Consider the following 21,210-nt stretch of genomic DNA (forward strand, 5'->3'; position numbering starts at 1 on the left):
CCACCTGAGGTTTGGAGTCCTCCGGAAAGCGTCACCGGAAACGATTTTTCCACTCCCGCATCAGCGTGAACGCCGCCAGGCGATCCGACACCGTTTCGTGCAGCTCGGCCTCGAGCGTGGCATGGATCGCCGCGCTGTCCGATCGCATGAACGGGTTGACGGCACGTTCGTGCGCGATCGTAGTGGGCAGCGTCGGCACGCCGCGCGCGCGCAGCGCCTGCGCGTCGTCGCGCCAGGCGGCGAGCGCCGCATTGCCCGGCTCGCACGCGAGCGCGAAACGGATGTTCGACAGCGTGTATTCGTGTGCGCAATGCACGCGCGTGTCGCCCGGCAGCGCCGCGAGCGCGTCGAGCGACGCGAGCATCTGCGCGGGCGTGCCTTCGAACAGGCGGCCGCAGCCGCACGAGAACAGCGTGTCGCCGCAGAACACGTGCGGGGCGACGGCGCCCTGCCCGCCCGTGCCTTGACCGGCCGTCTGGAAATACGCGATGTGGCCGCGCGTATGGCCGGGCACGTCGAGCACGTCGAACGCGAGCGCCGGCGCATCGAGCGTCACGCGATCGCCGCCTGCGAGCGGCCGCGTGACCACGCCGATCGCCTCGGCCGCCGGGCCGCACACGACGAGCGGCACATCGTCCGGTTGGCTATCGCGCAGTGCGGCAACACCGCCGACATGGTCGGCGTGATGGTGCGTGAGTAAAATAGCGGTCAACCGCCAGCCGCGTTCGGCAAGAACACGGCGTACCGGCGCGGCTTCACCCGGATCGACGGCGATCGCATCGCGGCCGTCCGAGACGAGCCAGATATAGTTGTCTTCGAATGCCGGCACCGGCACGTATTCCAGCTCGTTCATGGGCGCGCAATCATCGTTATGTCCGATCGTCAAATTATAGACTGGCCCGCCTGGACCGACTCGCCGCCCGGCCGCTACGTGCTGGACTGGGAGCAGGCGCAGCTCGACCGGATCGTGTCCGACGTCTTCGGGTTTCACGCGCTCCAGCTCGGCCTGCCGCAGCTCGATGCGCTGCGCGAGAACCGCATGCCGTATCGCGGCCTCGTGCTCGATCCGGCGAGCGGCGCCAGTGCGCCCTACCAGTTTCCGTGGGCGCGCGAGGCGCGCGCGCCCGAACATGCGCCGGCCGATCGCAGCACGACCTGGTGCGACCTGCTCGACCTGCCGTTCGAGTCGCAGAGCGTCGACCTGATCGTGATGCCGCATACGCTGGAATTCACGTCCGACCCTCACCGCCTGCTGCGCGAGGCCGAACGCGTGCTGATGCCGGAAGGCCAGCTCGTGATCACCGGCTTCAATTCGCTGAGCCTGTGGGGCATGCGGCAATCGTTCGGGCGCATGGCGAACCGCCCGTTCGTGCCGGCCACGCGCGACCAGATCGCGTTCATCCGGCTCAAGGACTGGATCAAGCTGCTCGGCTTCGATCTCGAGCGCGGCCGCTTCGGCTGCTACCGGCCGCCGCTCGTCACCGACAAATGGCTTGCCCGCTACGGCTTCATGGAAGCCGCCGGCGACCGCTGGTGGCCGATCTTCGGCGCCGTCTACATGGTCACGGCCGTCAAGCGCGTGCGCGGCATGCGCCTCGTCGGCCCGATCAAGATGAAGAAGCCCGTGCTCGCGCCGGGCCTGACGCCGGCGGCCACCCCAACCACCCATCAAGAGCACTCATGACCACCGACACCATCGACATCTATACCGACGGCGCCTGCAAGGGCAACCCCGGCCCCGGCGGCTGGGGCGCACTGCTGCGCTACGGCGACCGCGAAAAGGAGCTGTTCGGCGGCGAACCCAACACGACCAACAACCGCATGGAACTGATGGGCGTGATCGCCGCGCTCGAGGCGCTGAAACGGCCGTGCCGCGTGATCGTCCATACCGATTCGCAGTACGTGCAGAAAGGCATCAGCGAGTGGATCCACGGCTGGAAGAAGAAAGGCTGGGTCACCGCGGCGAAGACCCCGGTGAAGAACGCCGACCTGTGGAAGCGACTCGACGCGCTCGTCGCGCAGCACGAGGTCGAGTGGCGCTGGGTGAAGGGTCACGCGGGCCATCCCGAAAACGAACGCGCGGACGCGCTCGCGAATCGCGGCGTCGAATCGCTCGTGGCCTGAACGCAGGCCGCCCCACTGTCTTTCCCGATTTATCCGATATGCGCCAGATCATTCTCGATACCGAAACCACCGGCCTCAACCCTCGCACGGGCGACCGCCTGATCGAAATCGGCTGCGTCGAGCTGCTGAACCGGCGGCTCACCGGCAACAACCTGCACATCTACGTAAACCCCGAACGCGACAGCGATCCGGGCGCACTGGCCGTGCACGGCCTCACGACCGAATTCCTGAGCGACAAGCCGAAGTTCGCGGAAGTCGTCGACCAGATCCGCGACTTCGTGAAGGACGCCGAGCTGATCATCCACAACGCGCCGTTCGACCTCGGGTTCCTCGACGCCGAGTTCGCGCGGCTCGACCTGCCGCCGTTCACCGAGCATTGCGGCGGCGTGATCGACACGCTCGTGCAAGCCAAGCAGATGTTCCCGGGCAAGCGCAACTCGCTCGACGCGTTGTGCGACCGGTTCGGCATCAGCAACGCGCACCGTACGCTGCACGGCGCACTGCTCGACTCGGAGCTGCTCGCCGAGGTCTATCTCGCGATGACGCGCGGCCAGGACAGCCTCGTGATCGACATGCTCGACGACGCAGGTGCAGACGGCGGCGCGGCGAACGGCCAGCGCGTATCGCTCGCGTCGCTCGACCTGCCGGTTCTCGCGGCGAGCGACGACGAGCTCGCCGCCCACCAGACCCAGCTCGACGAGCTCGACAAGTCAGTCAAGGGCACCTGCGTGTGGCGCAAGTCCGCCGACGCCGACACCGCCGAAGCCGCCTGACGCGGGCCGCACACGCCAGCCGCGCTGCAGCCCGCGCTCACGCGCGCGGCTGCAGCGCGATGACGGCCATCCCGCCTAGCGCGAGTACTGCGCCCATCACATCCCAGCGGGTGAGCGCGATCCCGTCGACGATCCGCAGCCAGATCAGCGCCACCGCGATATACACGCCGCCGTACGCCGCGTACGTGCGCCCCGCCGCGCTCGGGTGCAGCGTGAGCAGCCACGCGAACAGCGCGAGCGACAGCGCGGCCGGCACCAGCAGCCATGCGGGCCGCCCGCCCTTCAGCACGAGCCACGGCAGGTAGCAGCCTACGATTTCGGCCAGCGCGGTGACGGCGAACAGCGCCGCGATCTTCATCAGTTCGGTCATCCGGTTCCTCGTGGATTCGCCCGTCGCCCGGCGGGCCGCGCGATGCCGTCGCGCGCCGCCGATCATACCGGAGCCGGCTCCGCCGAAACCGCCGCCAGACGGGGGATTCCGGGCAATTTGCACGATCGTCTGCCATCGTGCTATCATGTCGCCTGTTTCAACATTCAATCTCTGTCTATTCGATTTCGAAAGAAGTCCGTCCGCGCGTTGCGGGCCGGTGCTTCGACCGAAATTGCATCCACAGGAAAGCCCGCCCGACAGGCCCGCTTTTCTCGTTTCGTTGCCCCTTTCGGGGCGCTTGCCGGAACGCCGGACCCCGTCCGCACCGGCATCTGCCGCTCGCATCACGCGGCCCATTCTTCATGAGCGCACCGTCGCGACGGCCCTTCGGGCCCGCGTCGAAGCAGTCCCTTGCAGCCTCTTACCGCCCCGTGTGCAGTAAGTGCTTAAAGGCTTGCCCCGACGCGCAGCACACGACATCGCGCTCGCCGGCAAACCGTGTCGGACGGCCCGCCCGTTCCGGCGCAGTCAAAGGAGTGCATGACCTTGACCGCAACACACGTCAGCCCGACCGCTGCCTCTTCCTCCACGTCTTCCGGCGAGGCCCCGCTCGCCGCGGACGACATTACCGTCGTCGACCAGAGCCTGCTCAAGCGCGCCGTCAGCGCAATGGCCATCGGCAATGCGATGGAATGGTTCGACTTCGGCGTCTACAGCTATATCGCCGTCACGCTCGGCAAGGTGTTCTTCCCGTCGAGCAACCCGTCCGCGCAGCTGCTCGCGACCTTCGGCACGTTCGCGGCCGCCTTCCTCGTACGCCCGCTCGGCGGCATGGTGTTCGGCCCGCTCGGCGACCGCATCGGCCGCCAGCGCGTGCTCGCCGCCACGATGATCATGATGGCCGCCGGCACCTTCGCGATCGGCCTGATCCCCAGCTACGCATCGATCGGCATCATGGCGCCCGTGCTGCTGCTCGTCGCCCGCCTCGTGCAGGGCTTCTCGACCGGCGGCGAATACGGCGGCGCCGCCACCTTCATCGCCGAGTTCTCGACCGACAAGCGCCGCGGCTTCATGGGCAGCTTCCTCGAGTTCGGCACGTTGATCGGCTATGTGATGGGCGCCGGCGTCGTCGCGCTGCTCACCGCGTCGCTGTCGCAGGAAGCGCTGCTGTCGTGGGGCTGGCGCGTGCCGTTCCTGATCGCGGGCCCGCTCGGTCTGATCGGCCTGTACATCCGGATGAAGCTCGAGGAAACGCCGGCGTTCAAGCGCCAGGCCGAAGAGCGCGAAGCGCAGGACAAGGCCGTGCCGAAGGCACGCTTTCGCGAGACGCTGCTGCGCAACTGGCGCGCGCTGCTGCTCTGCGTCGGCCTCGTGCTGATCTTCAACGTGACCGACTACATGGTGCTGTCGTACCTGCCGAGCTTCATGTCGTCGACGCTGCACTTCGACGAATCGCACAGCCTCGTGCTGGTGCTGATCGTGATGGTGCTGATGATGCCGCTGACGCTCGCCGCCGGCCGCCTGTCGGACAAGATCGGCCGCAAGCCCGTGATGCTGGCCGGCTGCGTCGGCCTGCTGGTGCTGTCAATCCCGTCGATGATGCTGGTCCATGCGGGCAGCACCGCGTCGGTGTTCAGCGGCCTGCTGATCCTCGGCGTGCTGCTGTCGTGCTTCACCGGCGTGATGCCGTCCGCGCTGCCGGCGCTGTTCCCGACCGAGATCCGCTACGGCGCGCTCGCGATCGGCTTCAACGTGTCGGTATCGCTGTTCGGCGGCACGACGCCGCTGATGACCGCATGGCTCGTCGATGTGACCCACAACCTGATGATGCCCGCGTACTACATGATGGGTGCCGCCGTGATCGGCATCGTGTCGGTCGTCGCGCTCGCCGAAACCGCGCGCCAGCCGCTCAAGGGCTCGCCGCCGGCCGTCGCGTCGCGTCGCGAGGCGCACCAGCTGGTGCGCCAACTGCGCGAGGACGACGAATCGCAGATCTACAGCGTCGTGTCGACCGCGCGCGCCTGAGCGTCGCGTATGAAAAAGCCCCGGCAAAAGCCGGGGCCCGATCGAATCCGATCCGCCCGACCGGCTTGCGCCGGCCGGGCTTTTTCATATGTTCGTCAAACGCGCGTTCATGCGTGCGCTTCGCAGTGGCGGCAGAAGATCAGCGCACGCGAACGCGACACGGCAGCCTGCGCACCGCGAGCGGCGACGATCAGGCCGACCTGGCCGAGATTGAAATCGCGCTCGACCATCAGCTGCGTCAGCGCGGCAAGCGGCAACACGACGGCCGGGTGGTACAGGCTCGATTCGATCAGGGCTCTCATCATTTGCTCCATCAGGCAATGCATGTTCGATGGAGTGGATTCTAGGGATGACCCTCATCCGGATAAACAGCACGAATGCGAAGTCACTTGTTGGCGGCAGTGAACAATCGGCCGGCCCTTTATCCGACGGGGCTGAGCCGGTGGCGCCGGACAGCCCGGGAGCGCAAAACGGACGAACCTGCGGTGGTTTTGCCGACGCCGAGCCGAACGGCTGTGGAGAAAACGGGCGGCCGCACGGTCGATGACGGCCGGGTCGATCCGTGCCGGATGCCGGCGCAGGTTCCAGCGAGGCCACGCGCTGCTCGCGCCGCCCCGCCCTCTTTTCTCCTGCGCCGCCGCGCTCGACGCCGGCTTCAGTCGAGCGGTGTCTCGACAAACGCCGGCAGCGCTTCCGCGCGTGCCGAATGCGCGGCGAGCGCCGGATAACGGGCCGGATCGATGCGTGCGAGTGCCGGGTAATCCGCGGCCATGAACTGCGTGAAGCGCCATGCGACGGCGACGGTCACATCGGACTGCAGCAGGCGTGCGCCGCCGAGCCAGCCGTTCGCGGCCGCGACGAGCGGTTCGAGTTCGCCATACGCAGCCTCGAGCTGGCTCAGCACGCGCTCGAGCCACGGCGCGTGCTGCTTGTCGGCCGGCCGCAGCGCCTGCTCGTACACGACCTGCACCGTCTTCTCGGCCGCCGCCAGCGCGAAACCGACCGGCACCAGCGCGCGCAGCCGCTCGTCGGCGGCGTCGGGCAGCAGGCGCCGCTCCGGCGCGACGCGATGATCGAGGTAGTCGACGATCAGCGACGATTCGATCAGCGTCGTGCCATCGTCGGTAATCAGTGTCGGCGCCTTCACGACCGGGTTGAGCGTCCGGAACCGGTCGAAGTGCCGGAACACCGAGACCGACTCGTGTTCGAACGGCAGGTCGAGCAGCTTCGCCGAAATGGCGACACGGCGCACGAACGGGGAATCCAGCATGCCGATCAGCTTCATCGCAAATTGCTCCGCTTGAGGGAATGGGACCGACGACTGTAGCAGCGCCGTGCGTTGCCGCCTAGCGATGCGTGCCCGATCTGCGCTTGATGCGCGTTACCCGGTCACGTATCCGACACCCGCTGCGCGGCCAGAGTGACCATAATGCAGATTCACGCCCCTTCCGCCCCGAGGTTTGCCATGTGGTATGCCGTCGTCGAGCAGCAGAGGGAATGGATGCGCGCCTGGCGCGCGGCGACACGTCACGCGTTCGACGTGTGGCCCGCCACGACGCTGCCGCACGCCGCGTCGTCGTGTTATGACGATCTTTTCGAGCCGCTGCTCGGGCCGGCCATCGGGCCGCCTCGCTTCGAGATCCGGCGGCCGGCCGTCGACGAGCGGATCGTCGCGCGCACGCCGTTCTGCCAGTTGCGGCGCTTCGCGCGCGACGATGCGCGGCGCACGGTGCTGCTGTGCGCGCCGCTCGCGGGGCACGCGGCCGTGATGATGCGGGAAACCGTCGAGACGCTGCTCGCCGACGGCGACGTGTGCGTGACCGACTGGGTCAATGCGCGCGACGTTGCGCTCGCAGCGGGCCGCTTCGGGCTCGACGAGTACGTGGCGACACTCGACGGCTTCGTCGACGCGCTTGCCCGTGACGACCGGCCGCTGCACGTCGTCGCCGTGTGCCAGGCTACCGTTCCCGCGCTCGGCGCCCTCGCGCTGCGCGCCGCGCGCGGCCTCGCGCCGCCCGCGAGCATCACGCTGATCGGCGGGCCGCTCGACGCGCGCGTCAACCCGAGCGTGCTCGGCACCACCGCCGCGTCCCGGTCGCTCGCATGGTGCCGCCGCCACCTGATCGACATCGTGCCACCCTGCTTCCCCGGCCATGGCCGCCATGTGTTCCCGACCTATCTTCAGCAAGGCGAGATCGCGCTGCTGTATCCGCAGCGCTTCCTGACGCTGATCGAGGACTACGCGCGCGCAGCGTCCCGCTTCGACCTGACCGCGCTGACGGACGCGCGGCGCGCGCTGCGCGAATACACGGCGCTGCTCGACATGCCGGCCGAATACTTCCTGGATACCGTCGATGTCGTATTCCAGCGGATGTGCCTCGCGAACGGCACGTGGGACGTCGGCGGCCAGCGCGTCGAGCCGGCCGCGCTGCGCGACGTCGCGCTGCTGACGGTCGAAGGCGGTTGCGACGCCGTCACCGGCGCCGGCCAGACGCATGCGGCACACGACATGTGCCGCGGCCTCACGGCCGGCGAGCGTCATCGCAGCGATATCGACGATTGCGACCACTATGGGCTGTTCACCGGCGACCGCTGGCACGGCGACGTCCATCCGGCGCTGCAGCGCGTGTTCGCACAGGCCGAAGCCGGTCGCCCCGGCGCGCGCCGGCGCCGGATCAGGCGGACGTAATGCCGTCGTCCTGCGCGCGCGCCGCCTCGAGCAGCGCGCGCACCTCGTCGTCCCTGGTCTGGTCGAAACGCGCGTAGAACTGGCTGATGCCGAAGAACCGGAGCGGCTCCGACGCCGTGACGAACGCGTCGGCCAGACCGTCGAACGTGTGCCGCGCGCCGGCCGGCGCGACCGGTACGGCAACCACGATGCGCGCAGGATGGCGCTCGCGCAGCGCCTGCAGGGCAACGCGCATCGACGCGCCGGTCGCGACGCCGTCGTCGACGACGATCGCGATGCGGCCGTCGACCGGCAGCGGCGGCCGGGCGCCGCGATACAGCGCGTCGCGGCGCTGCAGCTCGGCGGTTTCGCGTGCAATCACGTCGGCCAGTTGCGCATCGGTCACGCCCATCGCGCGGATCGCCGCGTGCTGCAGGTGGATCGCCCCGCCGGTCGCGATCGCGCCGATCGCGAATTCAGGATCGGACGGCATGCCGAGCTTGCGCACGACCAGCACGTCGAGCGGCACGCGCAGCGCCTGCGCGATCGGGAATGCCACCGGCACGCCGCCGCGCGGCAGCGCGAGCACGACGACGTCACGACGCCCCGCATAGTCGCGCAGCGCGTGCGCAAGCCGGCGCCCCGCGTCGGCGCGATCGGCAAAACATTCGGTCACGATTGGCTCCCTGCCGTTGCGTCGGATGCGCGACACTCGCGCCGGCGCCTGTCCAACGAGCATGGTTCATCGGTCGCACTGATGCAAGCGGGGTCACACCGGCGTGGACGGCGTGCAGTTTGCGACGAGAAAGGGGATGGATGGCGTTCGGCCGGGCGGGCCGTCGATCAGAGCCCGCCGGCCTGCCGGTACAGCCGCCAGAACGATTGCGCGTACGACTGCGCAAGCTCCGGCGCGCGCTGGAACACGTTCACCGTTTCCGCGCGCGCGGCCGCGCCGTCGGACAGCGTCGCGAGCGCAACGCTGTCGTCGACGATCACGAAGCGTGGCGCCGGATCGCCGTGCCGCGAGTCGATCGCGACATCGATGCCGGCCGATTTCAGATAGCCCGCGCCGCTGTACTTGCCCGCACGCGACGAACGCACCAGCACGACCCGCACTTCGATCCCCCGCGAGCGCGCCGCACACAGCGCCGCAGCAACCGCGGGCGGCACATACGCGTAGCCGGCCAGCAGCACGCGGCGCTGCGCTTGCCCGATCAGGTCGACGGTCGCGTCGGCCGCTGCATTGTCATACGAAAAGTACCTGCCGACGGAGGCGGCGTCGGACGGAATCGGGCTGGCGTGGGCACTCGCCGCGTAGCCGAACGCGGCGAGGAGGAAGGCGGCTGGTCTCATGGCGGGCGCCATTGTAGCGACGCCAATTCGCGTGGCAAGCGCCTGCTGAAACGGTGCTGCGCCGGCGCAACACCCGCTGCCGAACGATCAACCGGCGGGCCGATTCCCGAATCGATTTCGCCGCGTTGCCGGGCCGCTTGCGCGCCGACGGTCAGCCGGCCGCGACGCGCGCGAGCCAGCTCGCGATGCCGTCGACGGAACGGAAATCCGCGACGCTGCGCGCCGGCAGCGCCGGATACGCGCCGCCCGCCATTTCGGCCAGCGCGCGGCCCGGGCCGAGTTCGAGGAAAGCGGTCGCGCCTGCCTCGACGCACGCGGCCAGGCAGGCCGCCCATTCGACCGGCTCCGCGATCTGCCGCGCGAGCTTGTCGAGGCCCGCATCGACATCGAGCACCGACGCGCCGTCGATCCCCGAAAACAGTCGCGTACCGGGCAGCGACCGGCGCACGTTCACCGCGGCCAGCGACGCGCGAAACGCGGGCACCGCCGCCGCGAGCCGGCGCGTGTGCGATGCGATCCGCACGCACACGGGGGCAACGCGCAGCGCACCGTCGCGTGCGGCAGCGTCGGCCACTGCGTCGACGTCGGCCTGCCGCCCCGCCACCACGAACGCGTCGCCGGGATTGGCGATCGCGATCGCTGCATCGCGGCCGTCGCACAGCTGCGCGAGCTGCGCACGCGCCAGCCCGCGTACAAACACCATTCGTTCATCGCCCCCGCTCGCGGCGTCCATTGCGCGCGCGCGCGCATCGGCAAGATCCAGCGCATCGTGCGGGTCGATCATCCCGGCGACGCTCCACGATGCGACTTCGCCGACGCTGTATCCGGCGACACAGCGCCGCCGCGGCCACACCGCCTCGAGCAACGCGGCCGCCGCGAGCGCCTGCACCGTGCAGAGGATCTGCGCGGCGCGGTTCTCGCGCAGCGCGTCCGGTTCGGCGTGCCGCACCCAGTTGCGCGGATCGTCGCCGAGGAGCCGGCCCGCGTGCGCGAACAGCGCGTCGGCCTGCGGCACCGCGCCGGTCAGCTCGAACATGTCCGCGCGCTGCGCACCTTGCCCCGAACACAGGATCGCCAGCGTCATCGCTCCTCCTCGTCCGCTTCGAGTGCATCGACGAACACGCTCATCGCCAGCAGGTCGGCCGCGCCGCCCGGGCTCAACCGGCGCGCGACGAAGGCGCGGTGTGCGGCGGCCGCGCGCAATCGCCAGTCGCGGGCGCGGATGCCGCCGCGGGCGACGAAGGCGCGTGCCGTGGCCCGCGCGAAATCGAGGCCGGCCTGACCGCCCCGATGCAGGAGATTCGTATCGTCGAGCGCGGCGATCAGCGCGAAGCATGCGTCGACACGCGCGGCTTCCGGGTCGTCCGGGACACTGCGCCGCGCACGGCGCAACGCCGGCAACCCGACGCAGTACACGGTCGCGAATCCGTCGGCCGCCTCGCGACGTGCGCCGCCGACGCCGTAACGGCGGCTTGCACGCTCGCCGTGACTGTCGGGCAGCCGCGGGCCGCCGAGGATCTCGGTACCCCAGCGCTGCGCGACGAACGCGCCGAGCGTCATCGTGCGTGCGGCCGTGCCGGGCACCGTGCGGCGACCGGCGGCCGCGCACAGCAGCCCGAGCCCGAAGATCGCGCCGCGATGGGTGTTAACGCCACCGGTCACGGCAAGCATCGCGTGTTCCGCGCGCAGCCCGATCTTGCGCAGCACGGCCATGTCCGCGTCGCGCGCGCCGGCGTGGGCGAGTTCCGCGAAGTACGGCCGCAGCACCGCCGCGCTGCGCGCGAACGTCGCGGCATCCATGTCCGCATGGCTGCCGGTGTCGACGTGACTGACGAGCCCCGGTTTCGGATACGTGTCGATTTCGAGCACGAGGCTGCGCTCGGCGAGTTCGGCGATGCGCTCGGCGTCGGACGGCGCCGTCACGCGGCGGGCGGCCGATGCACTCATCGCAGGCCTCCCGCGAATGCGTCGGCAGACATCAATTCGACGGCGATCGCCGTCTTGACCGCGACTTCGGGCAGCCGCGCATGCAGTTCGCGCCAGTTCACGCCCGCACCGTCGTCGCGCAGCAGTTCGCCGTCGATACGCATCGGCGCCCGCGCGTCGAGCGCCGTCAGGCCGTCGAGCAGCACAGCGAGCGACGCGGCGTCCGGCAGCGGAAACACGACGTCGAGATCGGAAGACGCGCTCAGGTAGCGCTCGCCCGTCAGCGCCTGCCATGCGAGGCTGCCGAACACGCGGCCCGGCACACCGCAGCGCGCGCCGAGCGCATCCAGTTCGCGCAACGTCGCATGCCATGCGTCGGGCGCGACAACGAGCACGTCGGCCAATGCGGGCAGCGGGCCGACCGACTTCACGGCGTCGACGCCGACGTTCAGTGCGATGCGCCGCTTGCCCGCGGCAGGCGGCAGCGGCAGGCCGAGCGGGATGCGCCGCGCATCGGCCTCGTCGGGCGACGCGCGGCGCACGATCAGCGGCCAGCCGTACGCGGCCCACGCCTGCACGAGCGGATCGGCCGCCAGCGCGGGATCGCGCGCGCATGCCGCGCCCCACCCGGCCGCCGTCAGCGTGACGAGCGTGTGGCGGCGCAGCGGCGTGTCAGCGTGCGGCACGCGCGAGTGCCTCGACGCGCCGCGCGACGTCGGCCGCGACCGGCCGGCCGCGTGCCGCACGACCATCGCCGCGATCGGCCGGCTTGCCGAGCCATTCGCCAACCTGCGCGTCGAGCGCGCGAGCCGGATCGAGCACGGCGTCGACGGCGCCCATCTTCACGAGATTGTCGAGCCCCGGCGCGAATACCGGCGTCGAGCGCGCCATCTCCTTCAGCACGTCGATCGGCAGCTTCGTCACGCGCGACATCGACGGCAGGTCCATCACCTCCGGCTCCGCGCCCGGCACCGCGAGCAGCGTGCGCGTCGCGAGCGCGGTCGCGATGAACGCACCGGCGGCCGTATGGCCATACAGCACGCCGATCGTCCGGTGCCCGGCGAGCTCCGCGTGCATCAGGCATTTCGCGAGATGCGACAGCCCTTCGTTCAGGCCGAGCAGTTCGTCGCGCTTGCTCATCCGCTGGCTGTCGCTATCGACGAGCACGAGAATCGGCGTGCCGCCGCTGCGCGCGATCGTGTCGAGCACGTGCGACGCGAGCGTCACGGCTTCGTCGATGCCGAACGGCAAGCGGTCGGCGACGCCGATCACGTCGACGCGCGTGCCGGCGAGATCCGCGTGGCCCGTCAGCAGGCCACCGGTGCGCGCGATCGAATGGCCTTGGGGGAACAGCGAGTTCAGAACTTCATCGAGCGTCATGCTGCCTCCCGCCGAGCCGCCCCAAGGGGCGTAGCGGGGAATTCGCGGAGCATCGCTCCGCGCCCGCGCAGCCGGTCGGCTTTGCAAAGCCGGCCGTGGACGGCAGGCGCCCCCTCGGGGGGAGCCGTGCATGGGACCGGAGTAAGCGCTGAAGCGCTAACTCCGGTCGACAGCGAACGAAGTGAGCGTGGGGGTCGTTTCATTTCTGCTCCTGCAATTGATCGGCGAGCTTCGCGAATTCATCGTCGGGCATGCCGGGGATCGCTTCCGGCGTGTTCGCGCCGAGCGCGCGCCACACGTCGAGCGCGTCCTTGCATCCACCGAACCGTTCGACGCGCGCTTCGAGACGCGCCTGTTCCGCGCGCAGCATCGCCGCATCGAACGTCGGCGCACGGCCGATCAGTTCGAGCGCGGCCACGCGAAACGCGTCGGGCGTGTCGGCTACATAGCGGTCCGCGCCGCCGATCAGCCGGCGATGCTTGCCGCCCATCGTGCGCCAGATCAGCGCGCGATCCTTCGCGTCGAATTCCTCGACGCCGCGATTGGTCTCGATCACCTCGGGGCCCGACACGCTGATGCGCCCTTGCTCGGACACCGCGAGCGCCGAGCAGCACGCCGCGAGCAGCCCGCCGCCGCCGTAGCAGCCCGCGCGCCCGCCGATCAGCCCGATCACCGGCACGCCGGCCGCACGCGCCTCGACGAGCGCACGCATGATCTCGGCGATCGCGAGTTCGCCCGCGTTCGCCTCCTGCAGCCGCACGCCGCCCGTATCGAACAGGATCAGCACCGGCGTGCCGAGGTCGCGCGCCGCGCGCAGCAAGCCCGTGAGCTTCGCGCCGTGCACTTCGCCGAACGCGCCGCCCATGAAGCGACCTTCCTGCGCGGCGACGAACACCGGCCGGCCGTCGAGCCGGCCGTGGCCGACCACCATTCCGTCGTCGAACTGCTGCGGCAGGTCGAACAGCGGCAGGTGCGGGCTCGTCACGCGTTCGCCCGGGCCGAGAAATTCCGTGAAGCTGCCCGCGTCGAGCAGCCCGTCGACACGCTGGCGCGCCGACGCTTCGTACCAGCTCGCGCCGTTCGCGACGAACGCGGGCGCGTCGTGGATCACTTCGTTCGTCATGCGTCCCCCTCGATCGCGCGCACGGCCTGCGCGAGCCGCAGCGACACCATGTCTGGCCGCGCACCGCCGTCGTTGATCGACAGCTTCAGGCCGCCCGGCGCGCGCCGTTCGACGAAGTCCGACACGACGGCCTGCCATACCGTGCCGAAGCCGACCGCCGCGGTGCGGATGTCGATCTCGCATTCGTTGCCCGGCAGCACGCGCTCGACGAGCACCTCGAGGTTGCCGGACGCGACCACGCCGACGAGCGCCGCGGCCTGCTCGCCCTTCGCGCGCTCGCGCGCGGTGAAGCGATAGTTCAACTGTTCCATGCCCTCTTCCTCACCAGTTGCGGAACCGGGCCGGCGGCGCATAGAGCCCACCCGACCAGTGCACGAGATCCTTGATCGAGCGCGCGGCGAGCCAGCGGCGATCGGCGTCGAGCGGATCGATGCCGAGATCCTCCGGGCGGCGGATCACGCCGCGCTCGCGCAGCCGCTCGACCATCTTCCGGTCGCGGCCGCGGCCGATTTCCGTATAGCCGGCGACGCCGCGGATCGCGTGCTCGCGTTCATCCTTGTCGCGGCACATCAGCAGGTTCGCGATCCCTTCCTCGGTGACGATGTGCGTGACGTCGTCGCCGTAGACCATGATCGGCGCGAGGTCGAGCTGCAGCTTGTCGGCAAGCTTCAGCGCGTCGAGCTTCTCGACGAACATCGGCACGTTCTTGTCGCCGAACGTCTCGCCGATCTGCACGACCAGCTTGCGGCCGCGCCTGAGCGCCGCCGGCGTGTCGGGGTCGGCTTCGGCGCCGGCCTTCAGCCACGGCTCGCTCGGGTGACGCCGGCCGCGCGCGTCGCTGCCCATGTTCGGCGCGCCGCCGAAACCGGCGATCCGCTCGGCCGTGACCGTCGACGAATGGCCGGACAGGTCGATCTGCAGCGTCGAGCCGATGAACATGTCGCACGCATAGAGGCCGGCAGTCTGGCAGAACGCGCGGTTCGAGCGCAGCGACCCGTCGGGACCGGTGAACCATACGTCGGAGCGCGCGCGGATGTAGTCGTCCATCCCGACTTCGGAACCGAAGCAGTGGATCTGCTCGACCCAGCCCGATTCGATCGCGGGGATCAGCGTCGGGTGCGGATTGAGCGCCCAGTGCGTGCAGACCTTGCCCTTCAGCCCGAGCTTCGCGCCGTAGGTCGGCAGGAGCAGCTCGATCGCGGCCGTGTTGAAGCCGATCCCGTGGTTCAGGCGCTTGATCCCGTACGGTTCGTAGATGCCCTTGATCGCGAGCATCGCGGTCAGGATCTGCGTTTCGGTGATCGCGGCCGGGTCGCGCGTGAACAGCGGCTCGACGTAGAACGGCCGGCCGGCCTCGACGACGAAATGCACGCGGTCGCCCGGAATGTCGACGCGCGGCACCTTGTCGACGATGCGGTCGACCTGCGCGATCACGATGCCGTCCTTGAATGCGGTGGCCTCGACGACGGTCGGCGTGTCTTCCGTGTTCGGGCCGGTGTACAGGTTGCCGTCCGCGTCCGCGCTGACCGCCGCGATCAGCGCGACCTGCGGCGTGAGGTCGATGAAGTAGCGCGCGAACAGCTCGAGATACGTGTGCACCGCGCCGAGCGCGATCTTCCCGCCGAACAGCAGCTTCGCGATCCGCTGCGACTGCGGGCCCGAATACGCGAAGTCGAGACGCTTCGCGATCCCGCGCTCGAACACGTCGAGATGCTCGGGCAGCACGACGCCCGACTGCACCATGTGCAGGTCGTGGATCTTCGCGCTGTCGACATCGGCGAGCGCCGTCGCGAGCAGGTCGGCCTGCTTCTGGTTGTCGCCTTCGAGGCAGACGCGGTCGCCCGGCCGCAGCACCGCTTCGAGCAACGCGACGGTGTCGCGCGCATCGACCCGCTTGCCCTGCGCGTACGCCGCGCCGGCCGCGAGGCGTGCATCGCGCGCTTGCCGCGCGTGATTCCATCCCGTCATGAACAGTTCTCCCGCTTCGATGGTTCAGCGGCATTCTAAGCCGGGCGCCGCCGCCGATTGATGATGTTGACGAATGCGACTCAGAGGACGCCGCGATGGATGCGGCCCGCGCGCACCGGCTGCACGCACAGGCCGCCCGAATCGCTCGCGGCGGCTACGCGCCGATCAGCGCGCGCGTCGCGAAGAACAGCACCGACGGGCCGAGCAGGCAGCCGACGCCGGTATGGAACGTCGCGACCAGCGCGCCGTACGGCACGAGCCGGCGGTCGGTCGCGGCGAGGCCCGCGCTCACGCCGCTGACGGTGCCGGCCAGCCCGCCGAAGATCATCGCGGAGCGCGGCGTCTTCAGGCCCATGAAGTTGGCCGCGACCGGCGTGCCGACCATCACGATGATCGCCTTCACGAGGCCCGTCGCGATGCTGAGCGCGATCACGTCGGAGCTCGCGCCGATCGCCGCGCCCGTGACGGGCCCGACGATATAGGTGACGGCGCCCGCGCCGATGGTCGTCATGCTGACCGCATCGGTATAGCCGAACGCACGCGCAATGCACGCGCCGACGATGAACGGCAGCACGGTGCCGAGCAGCAGCGACACGACGCCGACGAGCCCGGCCTTGCGCGCCTCGGTCGGCTGCACTTCGAACGCGGTCGCGACGATCGCGAAATCGCGCAGCATCGCGCCGCCCATCAGGCCGACGCCGGCGAACAGCGGCACGTCGGCGATTCCCTTCTCGCCGCCGGTGAATGCGCCGCCGACATACGCGAGCGCAAGACCGATCACGATCGCGATCGCGGAGCCGTGCACGCGGCCGAACGTCAGCTTGCGCGACGCGATCGACGACAGCCACATGATCAGGCCGACCAGCGCGAACGACGCGACGAGCCCGTTGTGGGCGACGGTTTTTTCGAGCATCTGCAGCATGGCGGCCTCCGTCACTGTTCTTCAAATTGCGGCACGCCCGCGAAGGCCGTGTCGTCGCGCCCCATGCGCACGAGTACCGCGATGCAGCATGCGCAGATCGCCACCGCGCCGACGGCCGCGAGCAGCGCGACCGGCCCGCCCTTCAGCGCGGCGACGACGTTCTGGTTCGCGGCCATCGCGACGACGACCGGGATGTACATCGCGCCCCAGAAACCGACGCCCGCTTCGGTCTCCTTCGGCAGCCAGCCGTGCCGGTGCAGCCACAGGCGCAGGCAGATCAGCAGCAGCATCGCGATACCGACGCCGCCGACGTTGGTCTTCACGCCGATCGCGGCGCCCAGCAGGTCGCCGAGGAACAGTCCGGCCAGATGGCAGAACGCCAGCAGCGCGGTTCCATAGATGATCATGAGTCGTCTCCAGTCTCTTCGTGACGGGCGCCTGACACCTGCGGGAGCCGGGCCCGCACGCCGATCCCGTGCGGACTGCCTGTCTCCTGCGGCGGTGCGCCGCGGCCCGGCGGCTCGTCGTGCGAGCGCGTTCTCGGGGTCGATGGAATGATGCGGTTTCGGGCCGGACGCCGGATGGCTTAGACTGACCGAAGCAAGCCGGCGGCGCGACACGGGCTACGCGTCCGGTGCGCCCCGCTTGCATGGGCCGCACCAGGGCGTGATCCGATACTAGCGCCGCAAAATCCGGCCATTTATGAAGTTGTCGAAACCGATTCAGTGGATTTAGCAATGCGTCCCTTACCGCCCGAGCTGCTGCGCAGCTTCGTCGCCGTCGCCCAGTCCGGCAGCTTCACCGCCGCGTCCGAGCGCGTGAGCCTGTCGCAGTCGACCGTCAGCCAGCACATCCGCCGCCTCGAGGAGCTGCTCGACCGGCCGCTGTTCGAGCGGGATACGCGCAACGTGCACCTGTCGCAGCACGGCGACGCGCTGTTCCGCTACGCGGTGCGCATCCTCGAACTGATGGACGAGGCCGTCACGTCGGTGTGCGGGCCGCCTCTGTCGGGCAAGGTGCGGCTCGCGATGTCGGAGGATTTCGCGTCCGCGCACCTGACGGCCGCGCTCGCGAGCTTCGTGCAGCGCAATCCGGAAGTCGAGCTCGCGATCTCGACGGGGTTGTCGGGCGACCTGTTCGATGCGCTCGACGAAGGCCGCCACGATCTCGTGTTCGCGAAGCGCGTCGCGGGCAGCCGGCGCGGCCGCGTGATCCGCAGCGAACCGCTGTACTGGTGCACCGGCCCCGATTCGCGGATCACCGGTCACGAAGCCGTGCTGCCGCTCGCGATGCATCCGGAGCCGAGCGTGTCGCGCCGCCGCGTGCTCGAATCGCTCGAGGCGGTCGGCCGCCCTTACCGGATCGCCGTCGTGAGCAGCAGCATCGCGGTGCTGCGCGCGGCCGCGAGCGCGGGGCTCGGCGTCAGCGCATTCGCGGGCTACGTGATTCCGGCCGGGCTCGCGCGGCTCGACGCGGGGCTGCCCGAACTCGGCGAACTCGAATACGTGATCGACCGGCCCGCGGCTGCGTCACGCTCGACGCTCGCGCTCGAAGCGACGCTGATCGCGGCGGCGGCCGAACTGTAGCGAAAGCCTTCGCCATCGCGCCGGTGCCGCCCCGCGGCGGCGTTCGCGCGCAACTGACAGCCTCGCCCGGAACGCGTCAGCGTCCGTGCAGTACGCGCTCGCGACAATGGGACCCATCGGAACGCACGGCAGTGTGCCGCGCGCCCGCTGTCCCGTCCCCTTGATCGGAGCACACCATGAACGTCTTGCGATTCGCCGTCGCGACCGCCGCAGCCGCGCTGCTGTCCCCCGCCTTTGCGCAAACCGATGCCACGGTACCCGCACAGGGCCTGACGCGTGCGGAGGTCATCGCCCAGTTGAAGCAGGCCTATCTCGACGGCGAACTGCCGACCAACGACGGCAACTATCCGCCGAATGCCGCGACGCGCGCGCGCAATCGCGAACTGGTGCAGGCCGTGCAGCCCGCGTGGCTCGCGCAGACGCCGCAGGCACCGCAGATGGTCACGCAGCAATAGCCCTTTCACGACCCGGCCGAAACGCGGCGCGGCGACCCGCTCAGGGCAGGAAGCTGCGGCGCCGCGCGTCGATCAGCTCGACGAGCAGCCGGTCGCGCTCGGCCGCCAGTTCCTGCATCGAACGCTCGCCCTGGATCGCGCGCAGTTCGTCGTTCAGCTTGCGATCGACGGCCGGATCGAACGACGGCGTGCCGAGGTCGTCCCACCAGGACGTGATCGGCCCCGACAAGTGTTCGAGGAAGTGCGCGATCCCGCCCGCGCCGCCGCCGAGGTGATAGGTCAGGCACTGTCCCATCAGGCCCCAGCGCAACCCCGGGCCCCACGCGACCGCCTTGTCCGCATCGGCGACGCTCACCACGCCTTCGCCCACGAGGTGATATACCTCGCGAAACAGCGCGGCTGCGAGCCGGTTCGCGACGTGGCCGGTCATTTCCTTGTTGAGCACGATCGTCTGCTTGCCGAGTGCGTCGTAGAAATCCTTCACGCGCGTGATCACGCCGGGGTCGGTCGCGTCGCCGCCGACCAGCTCGACGAGCGGAATCAGGTGCGGCGGGTTGAATGGATGCGCGATCAGGCAGCGTTCCGGATGCTTGTCGCACGCGGTCTGGATCTCGGACATCTTCAGGCCCGACGAGCTCGACGCGATCGGTACGCGCGCGGGCAGCACGGCGTCCATCTGCCGGTACAGCGCACGCTTCAGGTCGAGCCGCTCGGGGCCGTTTTCCTGCACGAAATCGACGCCGTCGAGCGCGCGCACGAGATCCGCGTCGAACGACAGCCGCGCGGAAAGCTCGGCGGCGCGCTCGCCGAGGAATGCAGCGAGTGCGTCGCACAGCCGCGCGTCGGCCTGCGGCGCGGGATCCGTCGCGACGACGTCGAAGCCCTTCGACAGATAGAAAGCCGCCCAGCTCGCGCCGATCACGCCGGCCCCGACGATCGCGATGCGTTGAATGTCCATGTCCGTTCCGTCTCCGTGGTCTGTGGATAGCGCGACGATTGTCGCATCGAACCGCATCGCCACGCGTTGATGCCGGTTGCAATTTCCCTCTTGAAAACCGCTGCGGCAGCCTCTAATTACCGGTTGCCAGGCAGTGCCCGTCACGCGCACTGCCCTCGTTTCGACTCAGCGGAAAACCGCGCGTCGCACTCGCCATCGGCGTCGCGTCGTCGCGTCTTTCGCGTTCCATGTTTCGGAGGACCTTCATGAGCGGCATCCATAACGGCCACGACCTGTTCGACGAATTCGCCCGCGTGCAGCGGCAGATGGCGAGCCTGTTCGGCGAGCTTCCGACCGGCATCCGCGCGGTGCGGCCGAGCGCGTTTCCCGCGCTGAACGTCGGCGCGACCGACGACGCGATCGAGATCGTCGCGTTCGCTCCCGGCATGGCCGCGGCCGACTTCGACGTATCGATCGACAAGGAGCTACTGACGATCAGCGGCGAGCGCAAGCCCGTGCCGCAGGATGCCGGCGACGAGCTGCGCACCTATGCGCAGGAGCGCTTTCACGGCGCATTCCGCCGCGTCGTCGAACTGCCGCAGAACGCGGACGCCGACAACGTCAGCGCCCGCTATGAAAACGGCTGCCTGCTGATTCGCGTCGGCCGGCGCGAGGCATCGAAGCCGCGTGCGATCCCCGTTCAGTAATCTTCAGGAGAACGACATGAATACGAGCCAGACCCTGAGCGAACGCCAGACCGGTGCAGCCCATGCGGCTGCCATCGACGCCGCGCGCCGGCCTGCGATCACGCCGGCCGTCGATATCGTCGAAGACAGGCAGCGCGTCACGCTGCGCGCCGACCTGCCGGGCGTGCCGCGCGAGAACCTCGACGTGAAGGTGCACGACAACACGCTGACGATCGAAGCCGACACGCGCATCGACACGCCGGCCGACCTGCGCGTGCGGCACGCCGAAGTCCGCGCGCCGCGCTTCGTGCGCACGTTCGTGCTGAGCCCCGATCTCGATACGTCGAGAATCGATGCGAGCCTGCGCGACGGCGTGCTCACGTTGACGATTCCGCGCCGCGAGGAAACGCGCCCGCGCCGCATCGACGTGACGGCCGGCAACGCGTAAGCGCCGGCACGTGCTCATCGCGTAACGCGCATGACAAAGCCCCGCCAGGCATGACACCTGGCGGGGCTTTTTTCAACATGCGACGTGACACGCGCACGCCGTCGCGCTCAATCGAAATCGAACAGGTCGAACACCGACTTCTTGCGACGCTGGCCGTCGTGCCGGTAACGATCATCGTGCGGGCGACCGTCGCGCCCCCAGCCATCGTCACGCCCGCGCGGTGCATGCGCATCGTGCCGCACGGGCGGCTCGTCGCGGCGTGCCGGCACGTCGCCGGTTTCGCGTGCGAGCAGCTTGTCGAGTTCGCCGCGATCGAGCCACACGCCGCGGCACGTCGGACAGTAGTCGATCTCGATCGACTGGCGCTCCGCCATCAGCAGGTCGGGCGTCTTGCAGACCGGACATTTCATCGCGCTTCTCCTTTCGTTGAGAATTCCGAATCAAGGACGGGCCTCGGCCCGCCCGC

Annotated in this window: 26 protein-coding genes; 9 read left to right on the top strand and 17 right to left on the bottom strand. The window is 69.5% G+C overall.

The features are described 5' to 3' along the window. Nucleotides 1–31: 31 nt before the first annotated feature. Nucleotides 32–853: a hydroxyacylglutathione hydrolase gene (gloB, locus tag DIE15_RS11820; protein ID WP_057927891.1), complete on the bottom strand. Its 822-nt coding sequence runs from the start codon at nucleotides 851–853 to the stop codon at nucleotides 32–34. Nucleotides 854–871: 18 nt separating this feature from the next. Here gloB and DIE15_RS11825 point away from each other — a divergent pair, with 18 nt between their 5' ends. From DIE15_RS11825 to dnaQ, 3 genes are read left to right on the top strand one after another with little or no spacing between them, the layout of a single operon-like run. Beyond that, complete coding sequence (locus DIE15_RS11825) at nucleotides 872–1,684, top strand: class I SAM-dependent methyltransferase (RefSeq protein ID WP_057927890.1); 813 nt, start codon at nucleotides 872–874, stop codon at nucleotides 1,682–1,684. Then, on the top strand, nucleotides 1,681–2,124 hold the full coding sequence (rnhA, locus tag DIE15_RS11830) for a ribonuclease HI (protein WP_057927889.1): 444 nt from the start codon (nucleotides 1,681–1,683) through the stop codon (nucleotides 2,122–2,124). The genes DIE15_RS11825 and rnhA overlap by 4 nt, the downstream gene beginning before the upstream one ends. A gap of 38 nt (nucleotides 2,125–2,162) precedes the next feature. Continuing rightward, nucleotides 2,163–2,897: a DNA polymerase III subunit epsilon gene (gene dnaQ, locus DIE15_RS11835; RefSeq protein WP_124615892.1), complete on the top strand. Its 735-nt coding sequence runs from the start codon at nucleotides 2,163–2,165 to the stop codon at nucleotides 2,895–2,897. 37 nt (nucleotides 2,898–2,934) lie between these two features. On the opposite strand, the gene DIE15_RS11840 is transcribed toward dnaQ, so the two are convergent. After that, a complete protein-coding gene (locus DIE15_RS11840; RefSeq protein WP_057927926.1) occupies nucleotides 2,935–3,267 on the bottom strand; it encodes a YnfA family protein in 333 nt (110 codons plus the stop codon). Nucleotides 3,268–3,807: 540 nt separating this feature from the next. Between DIE15_RS11840 and proP the strand changes: the two genes are divergently transcribed. Then, nucleotides 3,808–5,292, top strand: a complete 1,485-nt coding sequence (gene proP / locus DIE15_RS11850; protein ID WP_124833269.1) for a glycine betaine/L-proline transporter ProP — start codon at nucleotides 3,808–3,810, stop codon at nucleotides 5,290–5,292. Between the two features lie 107 nt (nucleotides 5,293–5,399). On the opposite strand, the gene DIE15_RS11855 is transcribed toward proP, so the two are convergent. Both DIE15_RS11855 and DIE15_RS11860 read right to left on the bottom strand, forming a co-directional pair. Then, on the bottom strand, nucleotides 5,400–5,597 hold the full coding sequence (locus DIE15_RS11855; protein WP_057927925.1) for a hypothetical protein: 198 nt from the start codon (nucleotides 5,595–5,597) through the stop codon (nucleotides 5,400–5,402). A 350-nt stretch (nucleotides 5,598–5,947) separates the two neighbouring features. Further along, on the bottom strand, nucleotides 5,948–6,577 hold the full coding sequence (locus DIE15_RS11860) for a glutathione S-transferase family protein (protein WP_124833270.1): 630 nt from the start codon (nucleotides 6,575–6,577) through the stop codon (nucleotides 5,948–5,950). 180 nt (nucleotides 6,578–6,757) lie between these two features. On the opposite strand from DIE15_RS11860, the gene phaZ reads away from it, so the two are divergent. After that, on the top strand, nucleotides 6,758–7,981 hold the full coding sequence (gene phaZ, locus DIE15_RS11865) for a polyhydroxyalkanoate depolymerase (protein WP_124833271.1): 1,224 nt from the start codon (nucleotides 6,758–6,760) through the stop codon (nucleotides 7,979–7,981). On the opposite strand, the gene DIE15_RS11870 is transcribed toward phaZ, so the two are convergent. The 11 genes from DIE15_RS11870 to madL form a co-directional block, all read right to left on the bottom strand. Continuing rightward, nucleotides 7,968–8,636 (bottom strand): phosphoribosyltransferase, encoded by a 669-nt coding sequence (locus DIE15_RS11870; RefSeq protein ID WP_244104895.1) that lies wholly within the window; start codon nucleotides 8,634–8,636, stop codon nucleotides 7,968–7,970. The genes phaZ and DIE15_RS11870 overlap by 14 nt on opposite strands. Before the next feature lie 167 nt (nucleotides 8,637–8,803). Further along, a complete protein-coding gene (locus DIE15_RS11875; protein ID WP_057927884.1) occupies nucleotides 8,804–9,325 on the bottom strand; it encodes a phospholipase D-like domain-containing protein in 522 nt (173 codons plus the stop codon). Between the two features lie 139 nt (nucleotides 9,326–9,464). Further along, nucleotides 9,465–10,397, bottom strand: a complete 933-nt coding sequence (mdcH, locus tag DIE15_RS11880; protein ID WP_124833273.1) for a malonate decarboxylase subunit epsilon — start codon at nucleotides 10,395–10,397, stop codon at nucleotides 9,465–9,467. Then, a complete protein-coding gene (gene mdcB / locus DIE15_RS11885; protein WP_124833274.1) occupies nucleotides 10,394–11,260 on the bottom strand; it encodes a triphosphoribosyl-dephospho-CoA synthase MdcB in 867 nt (288 codons plus the stop codon). Before mdcB ends, mdcH begins: the two co-directional genes overlap by 4 nt. Next, nucleotides 11,257–11,925: a malonate decarboxylase holo-[acyl-carrier-protein] synthase gene (gene mdcG, locus DIE15_RS11890; protein WP_124833275.1), complete on the bottom strand. Its 669-nt coding sequence runs from the start codon at nucleotides 11,923–11,925 to the stop codon at nucleotides 11,257–11,259. Before mdcG ends, mdcB begins: the two co-directional genes overlap by 4 nt. Beyond that, nucleotides 11,912–12,619: a biotin-independent malonate decarboxylase subunit gamma gene (mdcE, locus tag DIE15_RS11895; protein WP_124833276.1), complete on the bottom strand. Its 708-nt coding sequence runs from the start codon at nucleotides 12,617–12,619 to the stop codon at nucleotides 11,912–11,914. The genes mdcG and mdcE overlap by 14 nt, the downstream gene beginning before the upstream one ends. A gap of 199 nt (nucleotides 12,620–12,818) precedes the next feature. Continuing rightward, nucleotides 12,819–13,742 carry a biotin-independent malonate decarboxylase subunit beta gene (locus DIE15_RS11900; protein ID WP_057927880.1) on the bottom strand — a complete coding sequence of 308 codons (924 nt, stop codon included), beginning with the start codon at nucleotides 13,740–13,742 and terminating at the stop codon, nucleotides 12,819–12,821. Then, nucleotides 13,739–14,053 (bottom strand): malonate decarboxylase acyl carrier protein, encoded by a 315-nt coding sequence (gene mdcC / locus DIE15_RS11905; protein ID WP_057927879.1) that lies wholly within the window; start codon nucleotides 14,051–14,053, stop codon nucleotides 13,739–13,741. Before mdcC ends, DIE15_RS11900 begins: the two co-directional genes overlap by 4 nt. A gap of 10 nt (nucleotides 14,054–14,063) precedes the next feature. Further along, nucleotides 14,064–15,710 (bottom strand): malonate decarboxylase subunit alpha, encoded by a 1,647-nt coding sequence (gene mdcA / locus DIE15_RS11910; RefSeq protein ID WP_124453982.1) that lies wholly within the window; start codon nucleotides 15,708–15,710, stop codon nucleotides 14,064–14,066. Between the two features lie 154 nt (nucleotides 15,711–15,864). Then, a complete protein-coding gene (madM, locus tag DIE15_RS11915) occupies nucleotides 15,865–16,632 on the bottom strand; it encodes a malonate transporter subunit MadM (protein ID WP_057927877.1) in 768 nt (255 codons plus the stop codon). An 11-nt stretch (nucleotides 16,633–16,643) separates the two neighbouring features. Then, nucleotides 16,644–17,039 carry a malonate transporter subunit MadL gene (gene madL, locus DIE15_RS11920; protein ID WP_057927876.1) on the bottom strand — a complete coding sequence of 132 codons (396 nt, stop codon included), beginning with the start codon at nucleotides 17,037–17,039 and terminating at the stop codon, nucleotides 16,644–16,646. A gap of 330 nt (nucleotides 17,040–17,369) precedes the next feature. Between madL and DIE15_RS11925 the strand changes: the two genes are divergently transcribed. Beyond that, nucleotides 17,370–18,218 (top strand): LysR substrate-binding domain-containing protein, encoded by an 849-nt coding sequence (locus tag DIE15_RS11925; protein WP_039322076.1) that lies wholly within the window; start codon nucleotides 17,370–17,372, stop codon nucleotides 18,216–18,218. A gap of 176 nt (nucleotides 18,219–18,394) precedes the next feature. After that, complete coding sequence (locus DIE15_RS11930) at nucleotides 18,395–18,673, top strand: DUF4148 domain-containing protein (protein ID WP_124833277.1); 279 nt, start codon at nucleotides 18,395–18,397, stop codon at nucleotides 18,671–18,673. A gap of 40 nt (nucleotides 18,674–18,713) precedes the next feature. On the opposite strand, the gene DIE15_RS11935 is transcribed toward DIE15_RS11930, so the two are convergent. After that, entirely contained in the window at nucleotides 18,714–19,631 is a 918-nt protein-coding gene (locus DIE15_RS11935) for a 3-hydroxyacyl-CoA dehydrogenase NAD-binding domain-containing protein (RefSeq protein ID WP_124833278.1), read from the bottom strand. A gap of 245 nt (nucleotides 19,632–19,876) precedes the next feature. Between DIE15_RS11935 and DIE15_RS11940 the strand changes: the two genes are divergently transcribed. Together DIE15_RS11940 and DIE15_RS11945 are read left to right on the top strand one after the other, a co-directional pair. Further along, nucleotides 19,877–20,317 carry an Hsp20/alpha crystallin family protein gene (locus DIE15_RS11940; RefSeq protein ID WP_124833279.1) on the top strand — a complete coding sequence of 147 codons (441 nt, stop codon included), beginning with the start codon at nucleotides 19,877–19,879 and terminating at the stop codon, nucleotides 20,315–20,317. A 16-nt stretch (nucleotides 20,318–20,333) separates the two neighbouring features. Further along, on the top strand, nucleotides 20,334–20,744 hold the full coding sequence (locus DIE15_RS11945; RefSeq protein ID WP_057927872.1) for an Hsp20/alpha crystallin family protein: 411 nt from the start codon (nucleotides 20,334–20,336) through the stop codon (nucleotides 20,742–20,744). Nucleotides 20,745–20,851: 107 nt separating this feature from the next. Here the strand turns inward: DIE15_RS11945 and DIE15_RS11950 are convergent, their stop codons facing one another. Continuing rightward, the gene (locus DIE15_RS11950; protein ID WP_057927871.1) at nucleotides 20,852–21,154 is read right to left on the bottom strand and encodes a zf-TFIIB domain-containing protein; all 303 of its coding nucleotides are present in this window, start codon (nucleotides 21,152–21,154) and stop codon (nucleotides 20,852–20,854) included. Between the last annotated feature and the right edge of the window lie 56 nt (nucleotides 21,155–21,210).

The organism is Burkholderia sp. Bp9031 (assembly GCF_003857965.1).
Classification (GTDB): Bacteria; Pseudomonadota; Gammaproteobacteria; order Burkholderiales; family Burkholderiaceae; genus Burkholderia; species Burkholderia ambifaria_A.